The 19,170-nt window shown below is 59.2% G+C and carries 19 protein-coding genes and 1 pseudogene; 16 read left to right on the top strand and 4 right to left on the bottom strand.

Annotation, left to right across the window (positions count from 1 at the left end; translation table 11 throughout):
- The first annotated feature begins 298 nt into the window (after positions 1-298).
- Both BLM14_RS23480 and BLM14_RS32070 read left to right on the top strand, forming a co-directional pair.
- On the top strand, positions 299-2,521 hold the full coding sequence (locus BLM14_RS23480; protein ID WP_100002288.1) for an adenylate/guanylate cyclase domain-containing protein: 2,223 nt from the start codon (positions 299-301) through the stop codon (positions 2,519-2,521).
- Between the two features lie 483 nt (positions 2,522-3,004).
- Positions 3,005-3,151, top strand: a pseudogene (locus tag BLM14_RS32070) (HpcH/HpaI aldolase family protein); the annotation flags it as partial.
- 144 nt (positions 3,152-3,295) lie between these two features.
- Here BLM14_RS32070 and BLM14_RS23470 read toward each other — a convergent pair.
- From BLM14_RS23470 to BLM14_RS23460, 3 genes are all read right to left on the bottom strand, one after another.
- Entirely contained in the window at positions 3,296-4,309 is a 1,014-nt protein-coding gene (locus BLM14_RS23470; protein ID WP_100002287.1) for a LacI family DNA-binding transcriptional regulator, read from the bottom strand.
- A 123-nt stretch (positions 4,310-4,432) separates the two neighbouring features.
- Complete coding sequence (locus BLM14_RS23465; protein WP_162293243.1) at positions 4,433-4,918, bottom strand: gluconokinase; 486 nt, start codon at positions 4,916-4,918, stop codon at positions 4,433-4,435.
- Between the two features lie 28 nt (positions 4,919-4,946).
- The gene (locus BLM14_RS23460; protein ID WP_100002285.1) at positions 4,947-5,705 is read right to left on the bottom strand and encodes an SDR family oxidoreductase; all 759 of its coding nucleotides are present in this window, start codon (positions 5,703-5,705) and stop codon (positions 4,947-4,949) included.
- Between the two features lie 99 nt (positions 5,706-5,804).
- Here BLM14_RS23460 and BLM14_RS23455 point away from each other — a divergent pair, with 99 nt between their 5' ends.
- On the top strand, positions 5,805-6,752 hold the full coding sequence (locus BLM14_RS23455) for a 2-hydroxyacid dehydrogenase (RefSeq protein ID WP_100002284.1): 948 nt from the start codon (positions 5,805-5,807) through the stop codon (positions 6,750-6,752).
- Positions 6,753-6,763: 11 nt separating this feature from the next.
- Complete coding sequence (locus BLM14_RS23450) at positions 6,764-7,795, top strand: L-idonate 5-dehydrogenase (RefSeq protein WP_100002283.1); 1,032 nt, start codon at positions 6,764-6,766, stop codon at positions 7,793-7,795.
- Positions 7,796-7,840: 45 nt separating this feature from the next.
- Here BLM14_RS23450 and BLM14_RS23445 read toward each other — a convergent pair whose 3' ends face one another.
- Positions 7,841-8,779 carry a LysR family transcriptional regulator gene (locus BLM14_RS23445; RefSeq protein ID WP_100002282.1) on the bottom strand — a complete coding sequence of 313 codons (939 nt, stop codon included), beginning with the start codon at positions 8,777-8,779 and terminating at the stop codon, positions 7,841-7,843.
- Between the two features lie 122 nt (positions 8,780-8,901).
- Between BLM14_RS23445 and BLM14_RS23440 the strand changes: the two genes are divergently transcribed.
- The 12 genes from BLM14_RS23440 to BLM14_RS23385 all read left to right on the top strand — a co-directional run bounded on the left by BLM14_RS23440 (position 8,902) and on the right by BLM14_RS23385 (position 19,165).
- Complete coding sequence (locus tag BLM14_RS23440) at positions 8,902-9,741, top strand: transporter substrate-binding domain-containing protein (protein WP_100002281.1); 840 nt, start codon at positions 8,902-8,904, stop codon at positions 9,739-9,741.
- Positions 9,742-9,771: 30 nt separating this feature from the next.
- Positions 9,772-10,470 carry an amino acid ABC transporter permease gene (locus tag BLM14_RS23435; protein ID WP_100002280.1) on the top strand — a complete coding sequence of 233 codons (699 nt, stop codon included), beginning with the start codon at positions 9,772-9,774 and terminating at the stop codon, positions 10,468-10,470.
- Positions 10,470-11,180 (top strand): amino acid ABC transporter permease, encoded by a 711-nt coding sequence (locus BLM14_RS23430; protein ID WP_100002892.1) that lies wholly within the window; start codon positions 10,470-10,472, stop codon positions 11,178-11,180. Before BLM14_RS23435 ends, BLM14_RS23430 begins: the two co-directional genes overlap by 1 nt.
- A complete protein-coding gene (locus BLM14_RS23425) occupies positions 11,177-11,908 on the top strand; it encodes an amino acid ABC transporter ATP-binding protein (protein WP_100002279.1) in 732 nt (243 codons plus the stop codon). The genes BLM14_RS23430 and BLM14_RS23425 overlap by 4 nt, the downstream gene beginning before the upstream one ends.
- Before the next feature lie 26 nt (positions 11,909-11,934).
- A complete protein-coding gene (locus BLM14_RS23420) occupies positions 11,935-12,609 on the top strand; it encodes a 4-carboxy-4-hydroxy-2-oxoadipate aldolase/oxaloacetate decarboxylase (RefSeq protein ID WP_100002278.1) in 675 nt (224 codons plus the stop codon).
- A gap of 541 nt (positions 12,610-13,150) precedes the next feature.
- Entirely contained in the window at positions 13,151-13,588 is a 438-nt protein-coding gene (locus BLM14_RS23415; RefSeq protein ID WP_100002277.1) for an acetyl-CoA carboxylase biotin carboxyl carrier protein, read from the top strand.
- Positions 13,588-14,979, top strand: coding sequence for an acetyl-CoA carboxylase biotin carboxylase subunit (locus BLM14_RS23410; RefSeq protein ID WP_100002276.1), 1,392 nt, complete (start codon positions 13,588-13,590; stop codon positions 14,977-14,979). The genes BLM14_RS23415 and BLM14_RS23410 overlap by 1 nt, the downstream gene beginning before the upstream one ends.
- A complete protein-coding gene (locus BLM14_RS23405) occupies positions 14,976-15,404 on the top strand; it encodes a biotin/lipoyl attachment domain-containing protein (RefSeq protein WP_100002275.1) in 429 nt (142 codons plus the stop codon). Before BLM14_RS23410 ends, BLM14_RS23405 begins: the two co-directional genes overlap by 4 nt.
- 59 nt (positions 15,405-15,463) lie before the next feature.
- On the top strand, positions 15,464-16,126 hold the full coding sequence (gene pxpB / locus BLM14_RS23400) for a 5-oxoprolinase subunit PxpB (protein WP_165788416.1): 663 nt from the start codon (positions 15,464-15,466) through the stop codon (positions 16,124-16,126).
- Positions 16,123-17,148 (top strand): 5-oxoprolinase subunit C family protein, encoded by a 1,026-nt coding sequence (locus BLM14_RS23395; protein WP_100002273.1) that lies wholly within the window; start codon positions 16,123-16,125, stop codon positions 17,146-17,148. The genes pxpB and BLM14_RS23395 overlap by 4 nt, the downstream gene beginning before the upstream one ends.
- Positions 17,145-17,912 (top strand): 5-oxoprolinase subunit PxpA, encoded by a 768-nt coding sequence (locus BLM14_RS23390; RefSeq protein WP_100002272.1) that lies wholly within the window; start codon positions 17,145-17,147, stop codon positions 17,910-17,912. The genes BLM14_RS23395 and BLM14_RS23390 overlap by 4 nt, the downstream gene beginning before the upstream one ends.
- 50 nt (positions 17,913-17,962) lie before the next feature.
- Complete coding sequence (locus tag BLM14_RS23385; protein ID WP_100002271.1) at positions 17,963-19,165, top strand: pyridoxal phosphate-dependent aminotransferase; 1,203 nt, start codon at positions 17,963-17,965, stop codon at positions 19,163-19,165.
- Positions 19,166-19,170 lie beyond the last annotated feature (5 nt).

The following is a 19,170-nucleotide window of genomic DNA, read 5'->3' as shown; positions in this document are numbered from 1 at the left end:
CATAACGCGTTGCTGTTCTGCTACATTATGAAGGTTGCAATCACGGGGCGGCAATTGGACCAAAGCGGGCATTATACAACGGACGACATCATTTCGAAGAGTGAATCTGGGACCCACACGACCTGGACTCAACTCCAACCTCATCCAAGGGGGGTTGCCGGAAAAATACAGCGCATGACTTCGCGCGGGATCGAGCTTCCGCGATGTCGAGGTGGCATGCATCCCACCTGAAGACGGCAGTAATGGCTTCAACTTACAACCTGCTGTAGACTGCATAATAATCCGCGAAAGACTGGACATGGAGCGTCACCTCGCAGCCGTCATGATCGCCGATGTCGTCGGTTACGGCCGTTTGAGCCAGATCGACGAGGAGGGTACGCGCGCGCGTTTCCAGACGGATCTTAAGGACGTGTTCGAGCCAAGGATCGCGGCGCACCATGGCCGACTGGTCAAAACCATGGGTGACGGCATATTGATGGAGTTTTACAGCGTGGTTGACGCCTTGCGCTGTGCCGTGGAAATCCAGCATCAGAAGGCGGAGCGGAATGCCCTTGCGCCGCTAGAACGGCGAGTTGACTTCCGCATCGGTATCAATCTCGGCGACGTCATTATCGAGGAGGACGACATCCACGGCGATGGGGTGAACATTGCCGATCGGCTGCAGGCGCTGGCCGAACCGGGAGGAATCGCGATTTCCGGCACCGCCTACGACCACGTTAAGGGAAAGCTTCCCATCGGCTTTACCTCGCTCGGCGAGCAAATGGTCAAGAGCATCGCCGAACCAATTCGGGTCTATCGTGTCGTGCTCGACCCGGCCGTCGCAGGCAAGACCGTCGGTCCCAAACCACGTCGGTCCTCATGGCAAATTGCCGCCGCAGTTGCGGGCGTCGTCATCATCGTCCTCGGAATCGCGGCGGCATGGCGGCCGTGGGAGCCGAGCCCAACAGCGCCGGCGCATGCGGTGGCCGACGCCCGGCCCTCGTTGGTCGTGCTGCCATTCGACAATCTAAGCGACGACAAGGAGCAGGAGTATCTCGCAAACGGGTTCACCGAGGACCTCACTACTGAGTTGGCGCGCGTACCCGGCTTGTTCGTCGTCTCCCGCAACGCGGCCTTCGCCTACAAGGACAAGGAGACAAAACCCACCGAGATCGCGGCGGCACTTGGTGTCCGATTTTTGCTGGAAGGTTCGATCCGCCGAGTTGGTGACGAGATGCGCATCAACGCGCAGTTGATCGATGCAGCGACTGCCGGGCACCTCTGGGCAGAGCGTTTCGACGGGCAGTGGGCAGACGTTTTCGAACTGCAGGACAAGGTTGCAACGAGTATCGCAGGCGCACTCAAGCTCCGCCTGATAAGTGGCCAGGGCAAGTCCAACTTCGCTGGGGGTACAAGCAATCCGGCTGCTTATGATGCCTACCTCCGGGGCATGGACCTTTATAACCGCAAGAACACGCCCGAGGAATTTGCCCAGGCGGTGAAGTATTTCCAACAGGCGTTGCAACTCGATCCGGATTTCGGCGCGGCAGTCGCCAGTCTTGCCTGGGCATATTGGGATGCGAACGACCAACGCGCCGCGGCCATGGGGATTTCGGCCTACGATGCTTACGACAAAGTATTTGAATTCTTGGAGGTAGCTGCCAAGCATCCTTCGCCTGCCTACTATCAGCTCGTCGCCGGTCTGCTGGTGCGGGAGCATAGGTCCGACGAGGCGGTGGCCGTCTTGCTCAAGTCGGTGGCGTTCGATCCGAGTGATCCCTGGAATTACTCGGAACTGAGCAATGCCTTGAACTTCAACGGCAAGCCGAAGGAGGCGCGTGACTATCTCGATGCCGCCATGCGTGTAGACCCGGGCTGGACGGACTGGCGGCTTTACCAAGCCGGGTTGGCCGACTTCGGCCAGGACAGGTTCGAGGAAGCTATCGGTTCTCTTGAGAAAATCGACTTTCAATCGCCCGATCCATGGCCGAAGTTTTTTGGTTTGCAGATCCTTCTTTCAGCTTACGGTCATCTCGGGCGTGGCGAGCAAGTGGCGGCCTATAAGGAGAAAGTGATGAAGGTTATTGCGGACGCAAACGACGGCGAGCCTAGCCAGCTTGTCACACAAAAGTATTTGGTCTTCAAGAACGAGGCAGATATCGAGCGTCTGCTCGGCGGCCTAAGTAAGGCTGGCTTTCCGGAACTGCCCGCTGACGTCGACCTCGATCCGAAGGACCGGCTGACCGGAACGGAAATCAAGTCGCTCGCGTTCGGCCACGAACTGCGCGGCCGCAACACTGTGCCTGACATCGAACCATATAGACGCATAGCCTCTGCGGACGGTTCCATTACCATGACCGTCGGCTCACGTACGACAACTGGCAGGACCTGGGTGCAAGGGAACTTCCTGTGCAATGCCTATCCGAAGAACCTGACGACCTGCGGCGCGGTTTTCCGCAATCCTTCAGGGACGCGTGAGCAAGAGAACGAATACCTATCGATTTACCGTATAAGCCGCAATGAGTTTTCGGTTGTGAAGTGAGCTTGCCAAAAATGCTACAGTAACACACGGATGGTTACGGGTGCGCGTTGCCCTATGGCGCAGAACGGCGTGCGAACGACGGCTTGGCGAAGGCGACATAGGAGGGAGAAGCGGGTTGGCCTATTAGATTGACGTTGTGATACATTAATTAGGCGCTTAAGTCCGGTTTTGGCGCAAAGCTGACTTTCAAATACGACAAGCCAGATGTTCTTGCTACTGATCAGCGATTGTAGAATTTTTGGCACCAATCGGATTCAACAAAAAGCAGCTATTATCGGCATTTTCAAGGTTCTGTCGCAAAAATTTTTGATAGTGCGAAAATGTAGAAAAATTTTCTCCATTATGGATTTACAAATCGCATGACGGCCGAAATCTCAATCATTTCTCTTAAACTACGCACCCCAAACTGATGCTTTCCACCTCATTCTGGCTGCAGGCGCGAAATCATTTTCTACGCCAAAAAAATTTGCGACAGAACCCCGGAAGGTGGCCGGGACGCTCGCGACTGCCGAGGAGTTGCCGCACTGGTTAGAGAAGGGCGTTCAATTCTTCTACATTCACTCGGATCCGTTCCTTCGTCGCGGCGTCGCCGGCATCACGGCGACGCTCGGGAGAAGGAAGACGTTTTGACGATCGAGATCGATCAACCGTTTGAGGGTAATCGTCGGTTGGGGGATGACAAGTCTCGCTGCCCGAGGAGGTCGGAGAAAGAAAATGTTTCACAATTAAGGGAGGAAACAGTGGGTAAGTCAGAAATCCTGCTGATGGGGCCATTTAGCGGCTGCTTTCTCGTACAAGAAGCGTCGGTTCAATCGCCCTTTGAGCGACGTCCTCCTTGCCGTCAAGAAGATCGAGGATCAAAGCAGCTGCGATCTCGCCGATCTCGCGGGCACGAACATCGATAGTTGTCAGTGTCGGCACGGCAATGTTGCCGATTTCATAATTACCAAAGCCGCCGATTGCTATCTGTTGCGGCACAGCGATGTTTCGCCGCTGACATTCCGTTAGCGCGCCAAATGCCGAAAGGTCCGAGACGCAGATGACCGCATCGGTGTCCGGGTGTTCCTCCAGCAGGGATGCCATGGCGACTGCACCCTCGCGCATCGAGATCGGCGGCGCGCCTGCAGCGACAAGGCGGGAGGAGTCCAGGCCGTGCGCGGTCATGGCCTGTACGAACCCACAACGACGATCACTTCCTCGGATGTCACCGCCTGCATCGCCGCCGATAAAGGCAATGCGCTCGTAGCCGACGGCCACAAAGTGATCGACCATGCTCCGAACTGCTCCGGCGTTCGAAAAACCCACATAGTGGCCGATTGGCTTGGCCGGCACGTCCCATGTCTCAATGACAGGGATATGGGCGTTCTCCAGCAGCTTTCGTGCCCGTGGTGTATGCCGACCGCCGGTCACGACGATCGCCTGTGGCTTGCGGCGAAGAAGTTGCTCGATCAGTCGCTCCTCGTTCTCCATGTCATAGTTGGTATAACCAAGGAGGGTCTGCATATCACGAGCCGCAAGCGCGCCCGATAGCCCTGCAATCGTATCGGCGAAGTTTGCGTTGTTGATCGAGGGAATAGTAACGGCGACGAAGCCCGTCTTTTGCGAGCGCAGGTTCGACGCGGTGGAATCGAAGACGTAACCGAGTTCTTCGGCAGCCACGAGAATAGCCGTTCGTGTATCGAGGCTAATCAGGCTGTCGGCTTTGAATGCTCGCGAGACCGTCATTGAGGACACGCCCGCGACGCGGGCAATATCGGCCATGGTGGGTAGCTTTCGAACTAGGCTCATGATGCGTTATGTTGGCTTCAGTTCAAGGTTGCAGGGCACTACATCTGCTTTGCCCGAGCAAAGCAAGGCTCGTCCAGCCCCATTGCTGGCGTTTCAAGCTTGATGGACTGACCCTGACCATTTCTATTTTGGTCCCAGCTTTTCGATAATCCCTGTCAGTTCTTGAAGAATTTCTGTGAGAGGCTGGTTGATCGCGATCGTGACGGCATATTCGTCTGGTCGTGGCTCTTCCAATGCGGCGAACTGGCTGTCGAGCAGCGAAGCCGGCATGAAATGGCCCGCTCTGTTCCTCATCCGCCTAGCGATCTCTTCTCTCGTCCCCGATAAATGGACGAACAGAACCGGCTCTCCAACTTTCGCCCGGATCCGGTCGCGATAAGCCCGCTTAAGTGCAGAGCAGCCAATGATTGTCGTTTCCTGGCGAGACGCGAGAGCGTCGCCTACACGGTCAAGCCAGGGCCAGCGATCGGTGTCGTGGAGCGGCGTTCCGGTGCTCATCTTGGCGATGTTCTCTGCCGGATGCAGGTTGTCGCCATCGACATAGGTTCCGCCGAGCGCCTCGGCGAGCGCGGCGCCTACCGTGGATTTGCCGCAGCCGGAAACGCCCATGATCACGAGTTTGGTCGGGCGAGCCACCTTAGAGCGACGCCGTGATGCCGCCATCGACGTACAAAATATGGCCGTTGACGAAGGAAGAGGCATCAGAGGCGAGGAAGATGCACGCCCCGACCAGTTCCTCGACCTTGCCCCAGCGACCGGCAGGTGTGCGCTTTTCGAGCCAGGCCGAGAAGGTTTCGTCGCTGACCAGCGCAGCGTTGAGTGGCGTGTCGAAGTAACCGGGCGCTATCGCGTTGCACTGCAGCCCGTACCGCGCCCAATCCGTCGCCATGCCCTTGGTGAGATTGCCGACCGCGCCCTTGGTTGCCGTATAGGGTGCGATTGAGGGCCGGGCAAGTGCGGTCTGGACGCTCGCGATGTTAATGATCTTTCCCTGGCCGCGTCCAATCATATGGCGCGCGACGGCCTGGCCGACGTTGAAGACGCTTGAAATATTGGTGCGCAGCATCCGCTCGAAGGCATCGGCGGGGTAGTCTTCTAGCGGAGCACGAAATTGCATGCCCGCATTGTTGACGAGGATGTCGATCGGTCCGGTGTCGGTCTCGAACCGATCAATGGCTTCGCGCGCCGTCTGGTGGTCGGTTACGTCGAAGGCAATCACACCGACCGGCGCTGCGAAGCTCGCCACCGCCGCTGCGAGTTTCTTATCGTCGCGACCGTTCAACACCACCGCGGCGCCCGCAGCCTGAAGCCCGGCGGCTAGCGCAAGCCCAATCCCTTGCGACGAGCCGGTGACAAGCGCGCGTCGTCCCTTAAGCTCGAAAAGTTGCAGCGACATATTTTTCCTCCGATTTTTGGCCTCGACAAATGTCTCCAACCACGGTTATGTTATCGATAACATTTTCTGTCAAGCCAGTTCCTTTGGAGGAAAAGCAAAATGTCGAACCCGGAAATCCTGCAGGTCGGGCCTTATCCCCAATGGGACGAGGAGCCGCTGAACGCCGCCTTCGCGGTGCACCGCTACTTCGATATGGCCGATAAGCCAGCGTTTCTTGCAAAGATCGGCCCAAGCATCCGCGGCATCGCAACGCGCGGCGAGCTGGGCGCCAACCGGGCAATGATCGAGGCTTGCCCCCATCTGGAAATCATCTCTGTTTACGGTGTCGGCTACGACGCCGTCGATCTCGTGGCCTGCCAGGAGAAGGGCATCCGCGTCACCAACACGCCGGATGTGTTGACCAACGATGTTGCCGATCTTGGCGTCGCGATGATGCTTTGCCAATCGCGCGGCATGATCGGTGCCGAAGGCTGGGTGAAGGATGGCAGCTGGAGCGCGAAGGGTCTGTATCCGCTGAAACGCCGTGTCTGGGGACGGCGCGCTGGCATCCTTGGTCTTGGCCGTATCGGTTTCGAGGTTGCCAAGCGGCTCAAGGGGTTTGACATGGAGATTTCCTACAGCGACGTCGGAGTGAAGTCCTATGCCGAGGGCATGAGCTTCGTCTCCGATCCGGTCGAACTTGCGCGGGATGTAGACTTTCTGTTTGTGACGCTTGCAGCTTCCGCTGAGACGCGCCACATCGTCGGTCGGGACGTAATAGCCGCGCTCGGACCCGAGGGCATGCTGATCAACATCTCGCGGGCCTCCAACATCGATGAGGAGGCTTTGCTCGATGCGCTCGAAAGCGGTGCGCTTGGCTCTGCTGCACTTGACGTCTTTGAGGGCGAGCCAAAGCTCAACTCGCGTTTCCTTGCGCTCGACAACGTCCTGCTCCAGCCGCACCACGCCTCGGGAACGATCGAGACCCGCAAGGCTATGGGCAAGCTGGTGCGCGACAATCTCGAAGCGCATTTCTCCGGAGCTCCGCTCCTGACGCCGGTTCTTTGAAGGAAGAAGTCATGAAAGCCATCGTCGCACACGCGGCCAAGGATGTCCGCATCGAAGACGTTCGGGAAGAGCAGCCCGGCCCAGGTGAGGTGAAGCTCCGGCTCGCCACTGGCGGGATCTGCGGCAGCGATCTGCATTACTACAATCATGGCGGCTTTGGCACCGTCCGCCTGAAGCAGCCGATGATCCTCGGCCACGAGGTTTCCGCCATCGTCGAAACGCTTGGGGAAGGTGTCGACGGATTCTCGGTGGGCGATCTCGTTGCCGTCTCACCCTCGCGTCCCTGCCGAACCTGCAAATACTGTCAGCAGGGCCTCCACAACCAATGCCTCCACATGCGCTTTTATGGCAGCGCAATGCCTTTTCCGCATATCCAGGGCGCTTTCCGTCAGAGCCTCGTTGCCGACGCCATTCAATGTGTGCCGGCCGGAGACTTAACGCCCGGCGAAGCGGCCATGGCCGAACCTCTGGCCGTGACGCTGCATGCGACGCGGCGTGCGGGCGAAATGCTGGGCAAACGGGTGCTCGTCACGGGCTGCGGTCCGATCGGCGTGCTGTCGATCCTTGCCGCCCGCCGCGCCGGCGCCGCCGAGATCGTTGCGACCGATCTTTCCGACTTCACGCTCGCCATGGCGAAGACCTTGGGGGCCGACCGCACGATCAATACGCAGCATGAGCCCGAGGCGCTAGCGGCCTATTCGGCCGACAAGGGAACCTTCGACGTGCTCTACGAATGCTCTGGCGCAGCCGCGGCGCTTTCCGGTGGCATCGCAGCACTCAGACCTCGTGGTGTAATCGTTCAGCTCGGGCTCGGCGGTGATATGAGCCTGCCGATGATGGCAATCACCGCCAAGGAACTGGACTTGCGCGGCTCGTTCCGCTTCCATGAGGAGTTTGCGACCGGTGTCTCTCTGATGCGCAACGGGCTGATCGACGTCAAGCCGCTGATCACTCACACCGTGCGGCTCGAAGATGCGCTCTCGGCCTTTGAGATCGCCTCGGACCGCAGCCGGGCGATGAAGGCCCAAATCGCATTCTCTTGACGCCCACGTTTGCAGGGCGGTCCGACAAGGCCGCTTCTGCTGCCTCTATAGGGTTCCGGACAGCTTCGGCGAGAGGCAAGTCCAGTGACCCTCGGCACCGAGCTTTCTGACGACGGCGAGTAAAATTTTCCGCACCTCGATCACTGCCCGCGAGGGCGGATGGTTGACGGGCATATCAAGAACGAGGCGCCGGGTAAGGCCGGGGTGCGTCAGGGCGATGGCGGAGAGGCTTCTGTTCTCACGGTCGGCATGGATCGCGCCGCGCCCGAGGATCGTCAACCCGAGACCGGCGCGGATTGCAGCCTTCGTGGTCGCCACACCTTCGATTTCGCGCACAATATTGAGTTCCCGACCAAACATCAGGGCCTGCCGCTCAAGCAGAATACGGATTCCGTGGCGTCGTGTGGGCAGGATCAGCGGCAGGTCGAGCGCCTCTTCCACCGTCAACGTGGCGTCGGAGGCGAATGCTCCTGAAGGGCCGATGACGTAGAGCATTTCTTCGAAGAGCGGCGCGGATGTCGATTTGGCCACACTGTCCAGGGTGACAGCAAGATCGTGGACACGTGTATCCACCGCTACCCGAAGCGCCTGGCTGTCACCCTCGCTGATCGTCAGGCGGACCTTCGGAAAACACTCAGAGCATTCCTTTATCACGGGAATTGAGAGCGTCGGGCAAATTGAACTCAGAATACCCAGAGAGACGTCACCCGTTGGATATTTCGCCTGTTCCTTCGTCGCTGCTTCCGCCTGGTCGAGCGCCCGGAGGATAGCTTGGGCATGGGACAGCAGCGTCTGCCCTGCCTCAGTGGCAACGACGCCACGCGGTGTCCGGTTCAACAGCTGGACACCTAGCTGTTCTTCTAGTCCGCGCATGTGAAGGCTGAGCGCCGGCTGGGCGACGCCGAGGTCGCTGGAGGCGCGTGTAAAAGACCCCAGTTCGGCAATCTTGGCGAAGTAGCGCATCTTCAACAGGTCGAGGGTCATGTCATGTTCCGGAGTCATACTCAATCGATATATCAACTATGCCCAATATATATTTGTTTGAATAGCGCCCTGTACCTAAAACATCCTGACAGCGTGAGGTTCGCTGTGGAGGAGGAACAAAAATGAAACTGAAGCTATTTCTGGCCGCCGCAGTCTTTGCCGGTGCGGCCTGCCTTTCGACAATGGTCTCTGCCGATCAACTCGACGACATCAAGGCCGCCGGAACCTTGAACTGTGGTGTGCTGACCAACTCGCCGCCGCTCGGATTCCAGGATCCCAAAACGCGTGAGCCTGCTGGCTACGAGATCGAGCTTTGCGGCATGTTTGCCAAATACCTAGGCGTCAAGCCCCAGCTCACTCCGGTCTCGCCGCAGACCCGAATGGCGGAGTTGACACAAAGTCGCGTCGACATTCTTTCGTCGCTTCTCAGCTACAGCAAGGAGCGCGCGGAACAGGTCGATTTCAGCGGTGCCTACATCGCCGAAGATTTTAACTTTGTTGTTCTAGATGGTTCAAATATCAAGACAGTCGATGATTTGTCGGGGCAGCGTATAGGTCTCGTCAAGGGATCCGTTCTCATTCCCTTGACTGAAAAGCGGATCCCCGACGCACGCATTTTGTCGTTCGAGACGAGCGCAGCATCGTTCCTCGCACTCCAGCAGGGCAAGGTCAAAGCGACCGTCTATCGCTATTCCGAGGGCAAGGCCGTTCATCGCAACGCCGGTGACGATATCAAGGCGCTGCGCTTCCTCGACGAACCTCTGCTGTCGATGCCGTCCGGCTTCGCCTTCCGCAAGGGCTCTCCAGAGCTCGTAAAGACGGCCGACGAATTCCTGGCAAGTATCGAGAAAAGCGGCGAGGGACAGAAGCTTTACGACAAGTGGCTCGGCAAGGACTCCGATCTGAAGGCAACGCGGAAGTTCGAATTCGGCAAGCCGCAGTCGACCTGGTTCACAAACTGATCCTGACGAACACAGCAGGTTTGCAGTATCATGGGTTACCAGCTTGATTTTGGTAAAATCCTGCAGGGTGAGTATCTGGAACTCATCCTTCAGGGCCTTCAGACAACAATGGTCTTGTTCGTCCTGTCGTGGATATTCGGGCTGGTGCTAGCGATTTTCCTCACCGTCGTTCGGGCGATTGAGTTCCGGCCGACGCAATTGCTCGTCGCCGCTTTCGTTGAATATCACCGGAATGTGCCGGTGCTGATCCAGCTGTTCGTCTGGTATTTCGGGTTTGCCGTCGTCCTGCCCGATGCCGTCAACGACTATCTCAACGACATCGGGGCGGAGATCGGTTATGCGATCGTGGCGCTGGCGCTCAACAAGGCTGCCTATATGTCGGAAGATTTCCGCAGTGGCATGCGCTCGATCCATCCCGCGCAGATGGAGGCTGCCCGTTCGAGCGGTCTGACCTATCTCGGCGCGATGCGCTGGGTCATCCTGCCCCAAGCCTGGCGGCTGGCGCTTCCAGCTCTTCTCGGCCAGACGTTGATCCTCTTTAAGGGCACCAGTCTTGCGGCGGGCATCGGCGTTGCCGAGTTGAGCTACCAGGCGCGCTATATCGAAGAGCAATCCTTCCGGATTTTCGAGGCTTACGGGATAGCGACGGCGATCTACATGCTGATCTCCTTTGCAATTATGTGGGGATCCTCCTTTCTGTCTGATCGTTTCCGGTTGAGGGTGAAATGATGCTCGAGATCATTCGCGAATACGGTCTTATGCTACTGGTCGGCGAATATCCCCATGGAAAGCTGGGCGGTCTTGCCCTAACGCTGATCATCTCAATCGCGAGCCTTGCCGTCACCTTTCCTTGCGCCGTTCTGATCGCGCTGGCGAGAACCGGTCGGTCACGTCCGTTTAAGGCAGTCGCCAGCGGCTTCGTCCATTGCGTGCGCGCTATCCCGCTGCTGATGCTGATCTTCTGGGCCTATTTCGCGCTGCCGATGGTTATCGGCTTTCCGATCGACGCGACCTATACGCTGATCATCGCGATCGTGATCTATCAAGCCGCCTATCTCGGCGAGATCATCGCCGCCGGAATTGAGGGTCTGCCGAAAGGGCAGATGGAGGCCGCCAAGGCGCTAGGGCTCGGCTATATTCCGACCACCTTCCGCGTGATCCTGCCGCAAGCACTGTTCAATGTCATTCCCGGCATCGTCAACCAGCTCACAACCATCATCAAGGAATCGTCACTGGGGTCGATCATCGCCGTCTCGGAGCTTTCCTACGTGATGCTGCAGGTCAATTCGAATGAGGTGACCAAACCGTTGCAGATCTTCGGGATTCTAGCTGCCACGTATTTCATTCTCTGCTTCGCGCTGAGCCAGGCAACGAACTGGCTGGAACGGGGTATTGGCAACCGGCGGACGGGGCGCGTGGTCGTGGAGGCGGTGGCATGATCGAGTTTCAAGGCGTTTCCAAATGGTTCGGGGCAAACAAGGTCATCAAGGACATTTCCGCGACAGTCGACAAAGGGACAACCATCGTGCTGTGCGGGCCTTCGGGGTCGGGAAAATCGACGCTGGTGCGGACGGTGAACCGGCTCGAGCCGATCCAGGAGGGCACGATCACGGTAGGCGGCACGGACATCTACGCCAGGTCGGTCAACGTGAATACGCTACGAATCGGCATCGGCTTCGTCTTCCAGCAATTCAATCTGTTTCCTCATCTGACCGTAGTCGAGAATGTCATGCTGCCTTTGCGCCGGCTCCATCATCAATCGCGCAAGGAGGCGCTACCAATCGCGCTCCTGATGCTGGAGCGGGTTGGACTTGCGGACAAGGCGAATACGCTTCCTGCCGATATTTCCGGCGGCCAGTCCCAGCGCGTCGCGATTGCCCGGTCCCTGATCCTGAAGCCCGAGGTGCTCATCCTCGACGAGCCGACCAGCGCGCTCGATCCTGAAATGGTCAGCGAAGTGCTAAAGCTGCTTCGCCAGCTTTCCGGGGAAGGCATCACCATGATGTGCGTGACCCACGAAATGGGCTTTGCCCGCGAGGTGGCCGACCGCATCTGGTTCCTGAAAAACGGAGAGCTGACGTTCGACGCCAAGCCGGAGCTATTCTTCTCTCCCGAGACCCACCCGGACGTGCTGGGGTTCCTCTCCGCCATACAGAAAAACCACTAGAGTCAACAAGCCATACAGAGGTTATCATGAGCCATATCAAGCAAATTCCTGAACGCCCGAGCCGGGAGGCGGTCGAGGCGATCGCTAAGTTCTCTCCTGCGACACTGCATGAGGCGCAGGGGCGCCGGGGCGCGCTCTCCTCGCGCCTGAAGCCGGTCGATTACCGTATGAAGCTGTGCGGCCCGGCCTTTACTGTGAAGTGCGCGCCCCGCGACAACATCATGCTGCAACTCGCGATCAACTACGCTCAGCCTGGCGACATCATCGTCGTATCTGCAGGGGAATACGAGGAAGCGGGATCATTTGGCGACGTACTAGCCAATGCCTGCCTCGCCAAGGGCATAGGCGGTCTAGTGACTGACACGGGCGTACGCGATACCCTGCAGCTTCGCGATCTCGGCTTTCCGGTCTTTTCTCTGAGCGTCTGCATCAAGGGGACGGTCAAAGAAACGCTTGGGGCAGTGAACGATCCGATCACCATCGGCGACGAACTGGTCTATCCGGGCGACATCATTGCCGGCGACGCCGACGGGCTGGTCGTCATTCGAAGGGATGAAGCTCTCGCGGTGGCCGAACTCGCCCAGGCACGCGAGGATGCCGAAGCCGGCTATATTGCCGCCTACAAGGCTGGCAAGTCGGTAATCGAAGTCAGCAACCTTGAGCCGGTTCTCAGGGCCAAAGGCCTTGTGGTCGATCTCTAAAACCGTCGCTATATTGGAGCGCCATCTGAGGGAGCTGTGCGAAAAGTTTTGCAATTGCGATCGGCAACGCATCACGCTTCAGATGGCGCCGGTCTCGGCAAGTTGCAAGCAACGCTGTAGCCAGCCGCCGTTACCGAGGCGTTCGCAGTGGTCATCGGCGAGAAAACGATCGCGCCTTGCTCTGTCCGGGCAAGGTGACGGATTTGGGTTGAGGGCCGGCCGAAAAGAGCGCTGCAATCTTAGTCGCACAGCGCCACCACCACTTTCAGAAGAATTCCACGTGAGGGGTTCATTATTGTCCATCGCTTCTTGAGCCCCTCACGGTATTCAGCGCGGGTAACGGCCCCGAGAATGGCGATATGGCAAAATTGCCTGACACTATCCCGATGACAAGCCCCTGATTTGAATGGCCAACCAGCTTGCAAAACCAAGCTCCATCAAAACTTCGTCTGACCCCATCGCTTCTGGACTGATGTAGTCAGTTTGAAAGCTGGCGCTGCTCCTATCAGCGGAACGACGGTGCGCCGAGCACGGGTGACGTATGGATCTTTCAAAAATAAAGACGCTGATCGACTTCGTCGGCCACTCGAACATCACCGAGCTTACCGTTACGGAAAAAGACACGACGGTCCGGATTTTCCGAATGCGCGGCTCAAGTCACGGCGCATCTTCATCGCATGCACCGGCAAACGATGCACCGCCGACAACTTCGACATCGACCGAAATCTTCCCGCCGGATACGGTGTCCATTCCAGTCCATGCGCCAATCTTTGGAGTGCTACACGCCGCCCCGGCTCCCGGTGAAAACGCATTCATCAAGCTCGGCGACGCGGTCGAGGCGGGACAGACCCTCTTCATCATCGAGGCCATGAAGGTATTCAACACGATTGTCGCCCCCCGGGCGGGCCGCATACTCCATATCACCGCTATCGACGGCAGCGAGGTTGAGACGGGCGACATGCTGGCGGAGATTGTCTGATGCCGAACGGTCAAAACAACATTGTCGAACGGGAGCGAGGCTTCGACACGGTGTTAATCGCCAATCGTGGAGAGATTGCGCTGAGAATTCTCAAGGCATGTAAAGATCTCGGCCTGAAGACGGTCATGGTCTGCTCTCAAGCCGATAGGCAGGCAAGCTATGGCGCTCTCGCGGACACCTTCCTTTGCATCGGTCCGGCGAGCTCCGGCAAGAGTTATCTTAACAAGGATGCGATCCTTCTCGCCGCGCGCCTCACGGGCGCCGGTGCGGTTCATCCCGGATACGGTTTCCTGTCCGAGAACGCAGCCTTCTCTAAGGCGGTGGAGGAAGCGGGGATGGTATTCATCGGGCCGACGGCCCAGTCGATTGCAACCATGGGCGACAAGATTGCAGCCAAGAGCGCGATGATCGCCGCGGGCGTTCCATGCGTTCCGGGGCCGGATTCCGAGCTGCCCGACGACCACGCTGCCGTCGAGGCAATTGCCTCGCAGATTGGCTATCCGGTCATCGTCAAGGCAGCGGGCGGTGGAGGGGGACGCGGCATGCGCGTGGTTCCTGATGCCGGGGTGCTGCACGAATCCGTCGCGGTTACTCGCGAGGAGGCCCGCCAGGCCTTCGGATCCCCAGCGCTGTACATGGAGAAGTTCCTCCAGCACCCGCGCCACATCGAAATCCAGGTGCTGTGCGACGTGCACGGCAACGCGGTCTGGCTCGGCCATCGCGATTGCTCAATGCAGCGCCGTCACCAGAAGGTCATTGAGGAAGCGCCAGCGCCCGGCATCGCGCCTGATGTCATCGGGCCGGTCGCGCAAGCGTGTGTCAAAGCTTGCCTGCAAATCGGCTATCGCGGTATCGGCACTTTCGAGTTTCTCTATGAGGATGGTGGTTTCTATTTCATCGAGATGAACACACGGCTGCAGGTGGAACACCCGGTGACGGAAATGACCAGCGGCATCGACATCGTTCAGGCACAGATCAAAGCGGCGCAGGGTATCCCGCTGGGCATGATCCAGAACGACGTCATGACGGAGGGCCATGCTTTGGAATGCCGGATAAATGCTGAAGATCCCATCACTTTCCTCGCTTCAGCCGGCATGATTACGGACTTGGCGCTGCCGTCTGGGCCCGGCATCCGCGTCGACACCCATGTGCACGCGGGCTACAAGGTTTCGCCTTACTACGATTCCCTGATCGGCAAGGTGATTGCGCATGCACCATCGCGCGCCGAGGCGATCGTCATGATGCGCGCTGCACTCGCCGAAACGAAGATCGAAGGCATTTCTACCAATCTCCCCTTGCTGCGGATGCTGTTCGACGACGAAGGCTTTGCAACCGGCGGTACAGATATTCATTATCTCGAAAAATGGCTGAAACGACGGAGCGCATCATGAGCGTGGTGGATTTCAGCGATCCCGAGACGATTGCCTTTCTCGCCGCTGCACTCCAGGCGGCCGGTGTCGACGGGATCGAAATAAATCAACCCGAGTGCACGCTGCGCATTGTCGCCAGGCGAGATGCTCCCAGTGTGGATCCACTGGTTCAGATCCTGCAAACAACGTCGCGCGCGACGCAGTCAGAGAAGGTGACTGCTCCCATGGCAGGAGTGTTCAGCAGCCTTCATCCCGCCTCGTCTGCGCCGCCATTGGAGCCTCCGCCAGAGGTCGCGGCAGGCGAGACTCTGGGTTTCATCTGGATCGGTCCCATCCTCCTGCCGGTCAAAGCTGCAAAAACGGGGGTGCTGACACGGCGGGTTGCCGCGGATGGCTCCGTCGTTGGCTATGGCGACCCTCTCTTTGAATTCGAGCTCCACCCATGACTTCCCCCATACCTCAACCGATAAACCGCTCCTCTAACGTCCTTGGGAAACCGCCGCGGATGGCTCAGCGGCGCCAGGCCCAAATCTCCACGATCGGTGCTCGGGCTTTTTTGCTCCAGGCGCCCGGCGACTTCGATCTTCCCGCCCAAAGACGGATCTGGGCGCTTGCGCACGCGCTCCGGCAATGGGACGACCTCGGCGAGGTCGTGCCGGGGATGACCAATCTTCTGGCAATCTTCAAGACGACGCCCGAGGACCCGGATGTTGTCACCACGCGACTTCGCGACGCGTGGGAGCGGGCCGAAAGCATCGACATCAAGGGCAAGACCATCGAGATAAGCGTCCATTACGGCGGAGAGCATGCCATCGACCTGGCCGCGCTCTGCGATCGTTCGGGATTGACCGACCGCGAGGCTGTCCGCCTCCATCACGAGGGCACCTATACGGTCTTTGCGCTGGGAAGCGCGCCGGGTTTTGGCTATCTCCACGGACTGGACCCTCGCATCCATATGCCGCGTAAGACAGTACCCTCCCTGAAGATGGTCAAGGGCTGTGTCACCATCGGTGGCATGCAGACAGGCGTCGCGGTGCTGACCGGACCAAACGGCTGGAATTCAATCGGCTTTGCCGATCTCCAGATGTTCGATCCCACCGCGGCCGTGCCCGCGATCATGGCGCCGGGTGACACCGTACGCTTCCTGCCGGAAAGGATTGAGCTGTGATCGAGATCGTCGACGCCGGGCCCTTGAACACGATCCAGGATCTCGGTCGACCGGGCTATCGCGATATCGGTGTTACGGCGAGCGGTGCCATGGACCCCCTGGCGTTGAAGATCGCCAATCTGCTGGTTGGGAATGATCAAGGTGCTGCGGGGATCGAGGTGCAAACCTTCCCGTTTCGCCTCCGTTTCCGTGAAACGACGGTTTTCGCCGTGACCGGCGGCGCCAACGCGAAAATTGAAGGCGTCGTTCTGCCGCCCTGGTGGATGCAGACGGGCGACGCCGGACAAGTTCTTGAGCTCTTACCGTCTCCTGTAGCGGCCCGTGCCTACATCGCCTTCGCGGGAGGTGTGGACGTTCCAATCGTCATGGGCTCGCGCAGCACCTCGCTGCGGGGCGCCTTTGGCGGCATTGACGGCCGGTTCCTGCAGAAAGGAGATTCGCTGCTTCTCGGCGAGTCCTTGGCTACGGCCTTGCCGGCCGACGGGCTGGGCGTCGTGCCCCCGGCAATAGCACTGGCGGAATTCTTTCCCGTCGCACCCGATAGCACTCTGCTCATCCGGGCATTGCCGGCGGGCGAATACGACCTTTTCGGTGCCGATGGCGAACGCTTCTGGAGCCAGAGCTGGAAAATCTCCTCGCAGAGCGATCGGACAGGCTACCGGCTTTCCGGCGAGCCGGTGCGGCCAACGGAGTCGGTGGAAATGCGCTCGTACGGGATCGTTCCGGGCGTGGTCCAGGTGCCCCCCGGAGGCGAGCCCATCGTGCAGATGAGCGACGCTAACACCGCTGGCGGATATCCGAAGATCGCCGGTGTCCTCGACGCCGATCTCTGGCGGCTTGGGCAGGCGCGGATCGGGAGTCGTCTACGCTTCGTCCGCTCCTCGCATGCCGAAGCGCGGACACTCGACAAGGCCGTCGCCGCTTATGTGGACGATGTCCGCAACACCTCGCAGATGGTCGGGCGCGCCTTGAAAACTATGGCGGGGCCACAGCGGGTCGTCCGGGAAGGGAAACATCAATGAAGATCGACATAAATTCGGACATGGGCGAGGGTTTTGGCCCCTATCGGCTCTGTGATGACGAGGCGCTGATGAAGGTCGTATCTTCGGCCAACATCGCCTGTGGCTTCCATGCCGGTGACCCTGACACGATGGCGCGTATGGTTCGCCTCGCCAAAGCGAATGGCGTCGGTATCGGCGCCCATCCGGGACTGCCGGACAGGCTGGGCTTCGGCCGCCGCGACTTACCTTTCGCTACCGACGAGCTCCGCCAGCAGATGCTCTACCAGCTGGGGGCGCTGACGGCGATCGCGAAGGCAGAGCGCGTTTCCGTCGCTCACATCAGCTTCCACGCCGCTATGGGCAACATGGTGAACCGGGATCCGGTACTGGCTGATGTGATGATGGATGCGATCCGTGCGGTCGATTCGAACCTTATTGTCTTTGCGATGCCCGATAGCACGATCGCGCAAGCCGCGGGCCGTGCGGGCCTGAAGACACTCCTGCTGTTCCTCGCCGACCGCGCCTATGATGCTCAAGGCAAGCTTGTCGCCCGCGGCTTGTCTGGAGCCGTTATCAAGGAAGAGGAGACTCTTCGGGCGCGCGTCAGGCAGTTCCTCAAGACGGGCACCGTCACGAGCATCGAGGGCGAGACCCTTGTTGTGCCGGCCCGCTCCATCCTCGTTCACAGCGATACTCCAGGATCGCTAGAGCTCGCGCGGATCGTGCGCCGCGAGATCGAGTCCGCGGGGGCAACGATCGCTCCGGCTGCCGAAATCGTCGAATGATCACCAACCCTTCATCGTTTTAGATTCACCATCACCGAAAGCCATGCCCGATGCCAGCAATCGCCGATCGCCTCAATAACGTTTCCATTTCTGCTTCCGCCGCCATGACGCAGCGCGCCAGAGACCTCGCCGCCCAGGGCATTAAAGTCATCAGCCTTTCCGCCGGAGAGCCCGATTTTGCCACGCCGTCGCATGGGGTTGAGGCAGCGCATGAAGCAGCGCTGGCGGGTGACACCAAATACCCGTCGATGGACGGCACACCAGCCCTGAAGGCGGCGATTGCGCGTAAATTCAAGCGCGAGAACAATCTTGACTACGATGCAAGCCAGATCGTCGTCTGCGGTGGCGGCAAGCAGGTCATCTTCAACGCGATGCTCGCCACCTGCAATCCGGGTGATGAGGTGGTGATCCCAGCGCCGTCCTGGATCAGCTATGCGGATATCGTCAAGTTCGCGGGCGCCGTACCTGTGCCGGTCGCTTGCCCGCAGGAGGCCGGCTTCAAGCTGCGTGCCGAGGATCTGGAGGCGGCGATCACGTCGCGAACAAAATGGCTGTTCCTCAACTTCCCGAACAATCCCACAGGCGCGGCCTGCTCGCGCGCCGATATGAAGGCGATTGCCGACGTCATGCTGCGCCATCCGCATGTTTGGATCATGACCGACGACATTTACGAGCACCTGATCTATGACGACTTCAAATTCTGCACGATCGCTGAGGTGGAGCCGAAGCTTTACGATCGTGTGCTGACCGTCAATGGCGCGTCCAAGGCCTATGCGATGACGGGTTGGCGCCTCGGCTTTTGCGGCGGACCTAAGGATCTGATCTCCGCCATCAGTAACGTTAACGGCCAAAACGGCGGCGGCACGGCGACCATTGTTCAGGCGGCAGCCGCAGCTGTACTGGATGGGCCGCAGGACCTGCTTAGGGAGCGGGCGGTTATCTATAAGCAGCGCCGCGACTTCGTCCTGACCGAGTTGGCCAAAATCGATGGCCTGAAATGCCACAAGCCAGAGGGTGCCTTCTACATCTTCCCGAGTATATCCGGCCTGATCGGTAGGACGAGCAGGGGCGGGCGGAGGATCGAGAGCGACACCGATTTCGTCATGGCGCTCGTCAATGAGCATCACGTGGCCACGGTGCAGGGCGCCGCCTACGGCATGAGTCCATTCTTCCGCATCTCCTATGCCACCAGCATGGAGAAACTAACGGAAGCCTGTGCCCGGATTTCTCTGTTTTGCTCGGAGATGCGTTGAGCCTC

This window comes from Phyllobacterium zundukense (assembly GCF_002764115.1).
Taxonomy (GTDB): Bacteria; Pseudomonadota; Alphaproteobacteria; order Rhizobiales; family Rhizobiaceae; genus Phyllobacterium; species Phyllobacterium zundukense.
Note: the sequence above shows the minus strand (reverse complement) of the source record. Positions and strands in the feature narration are given on the sequence as shown.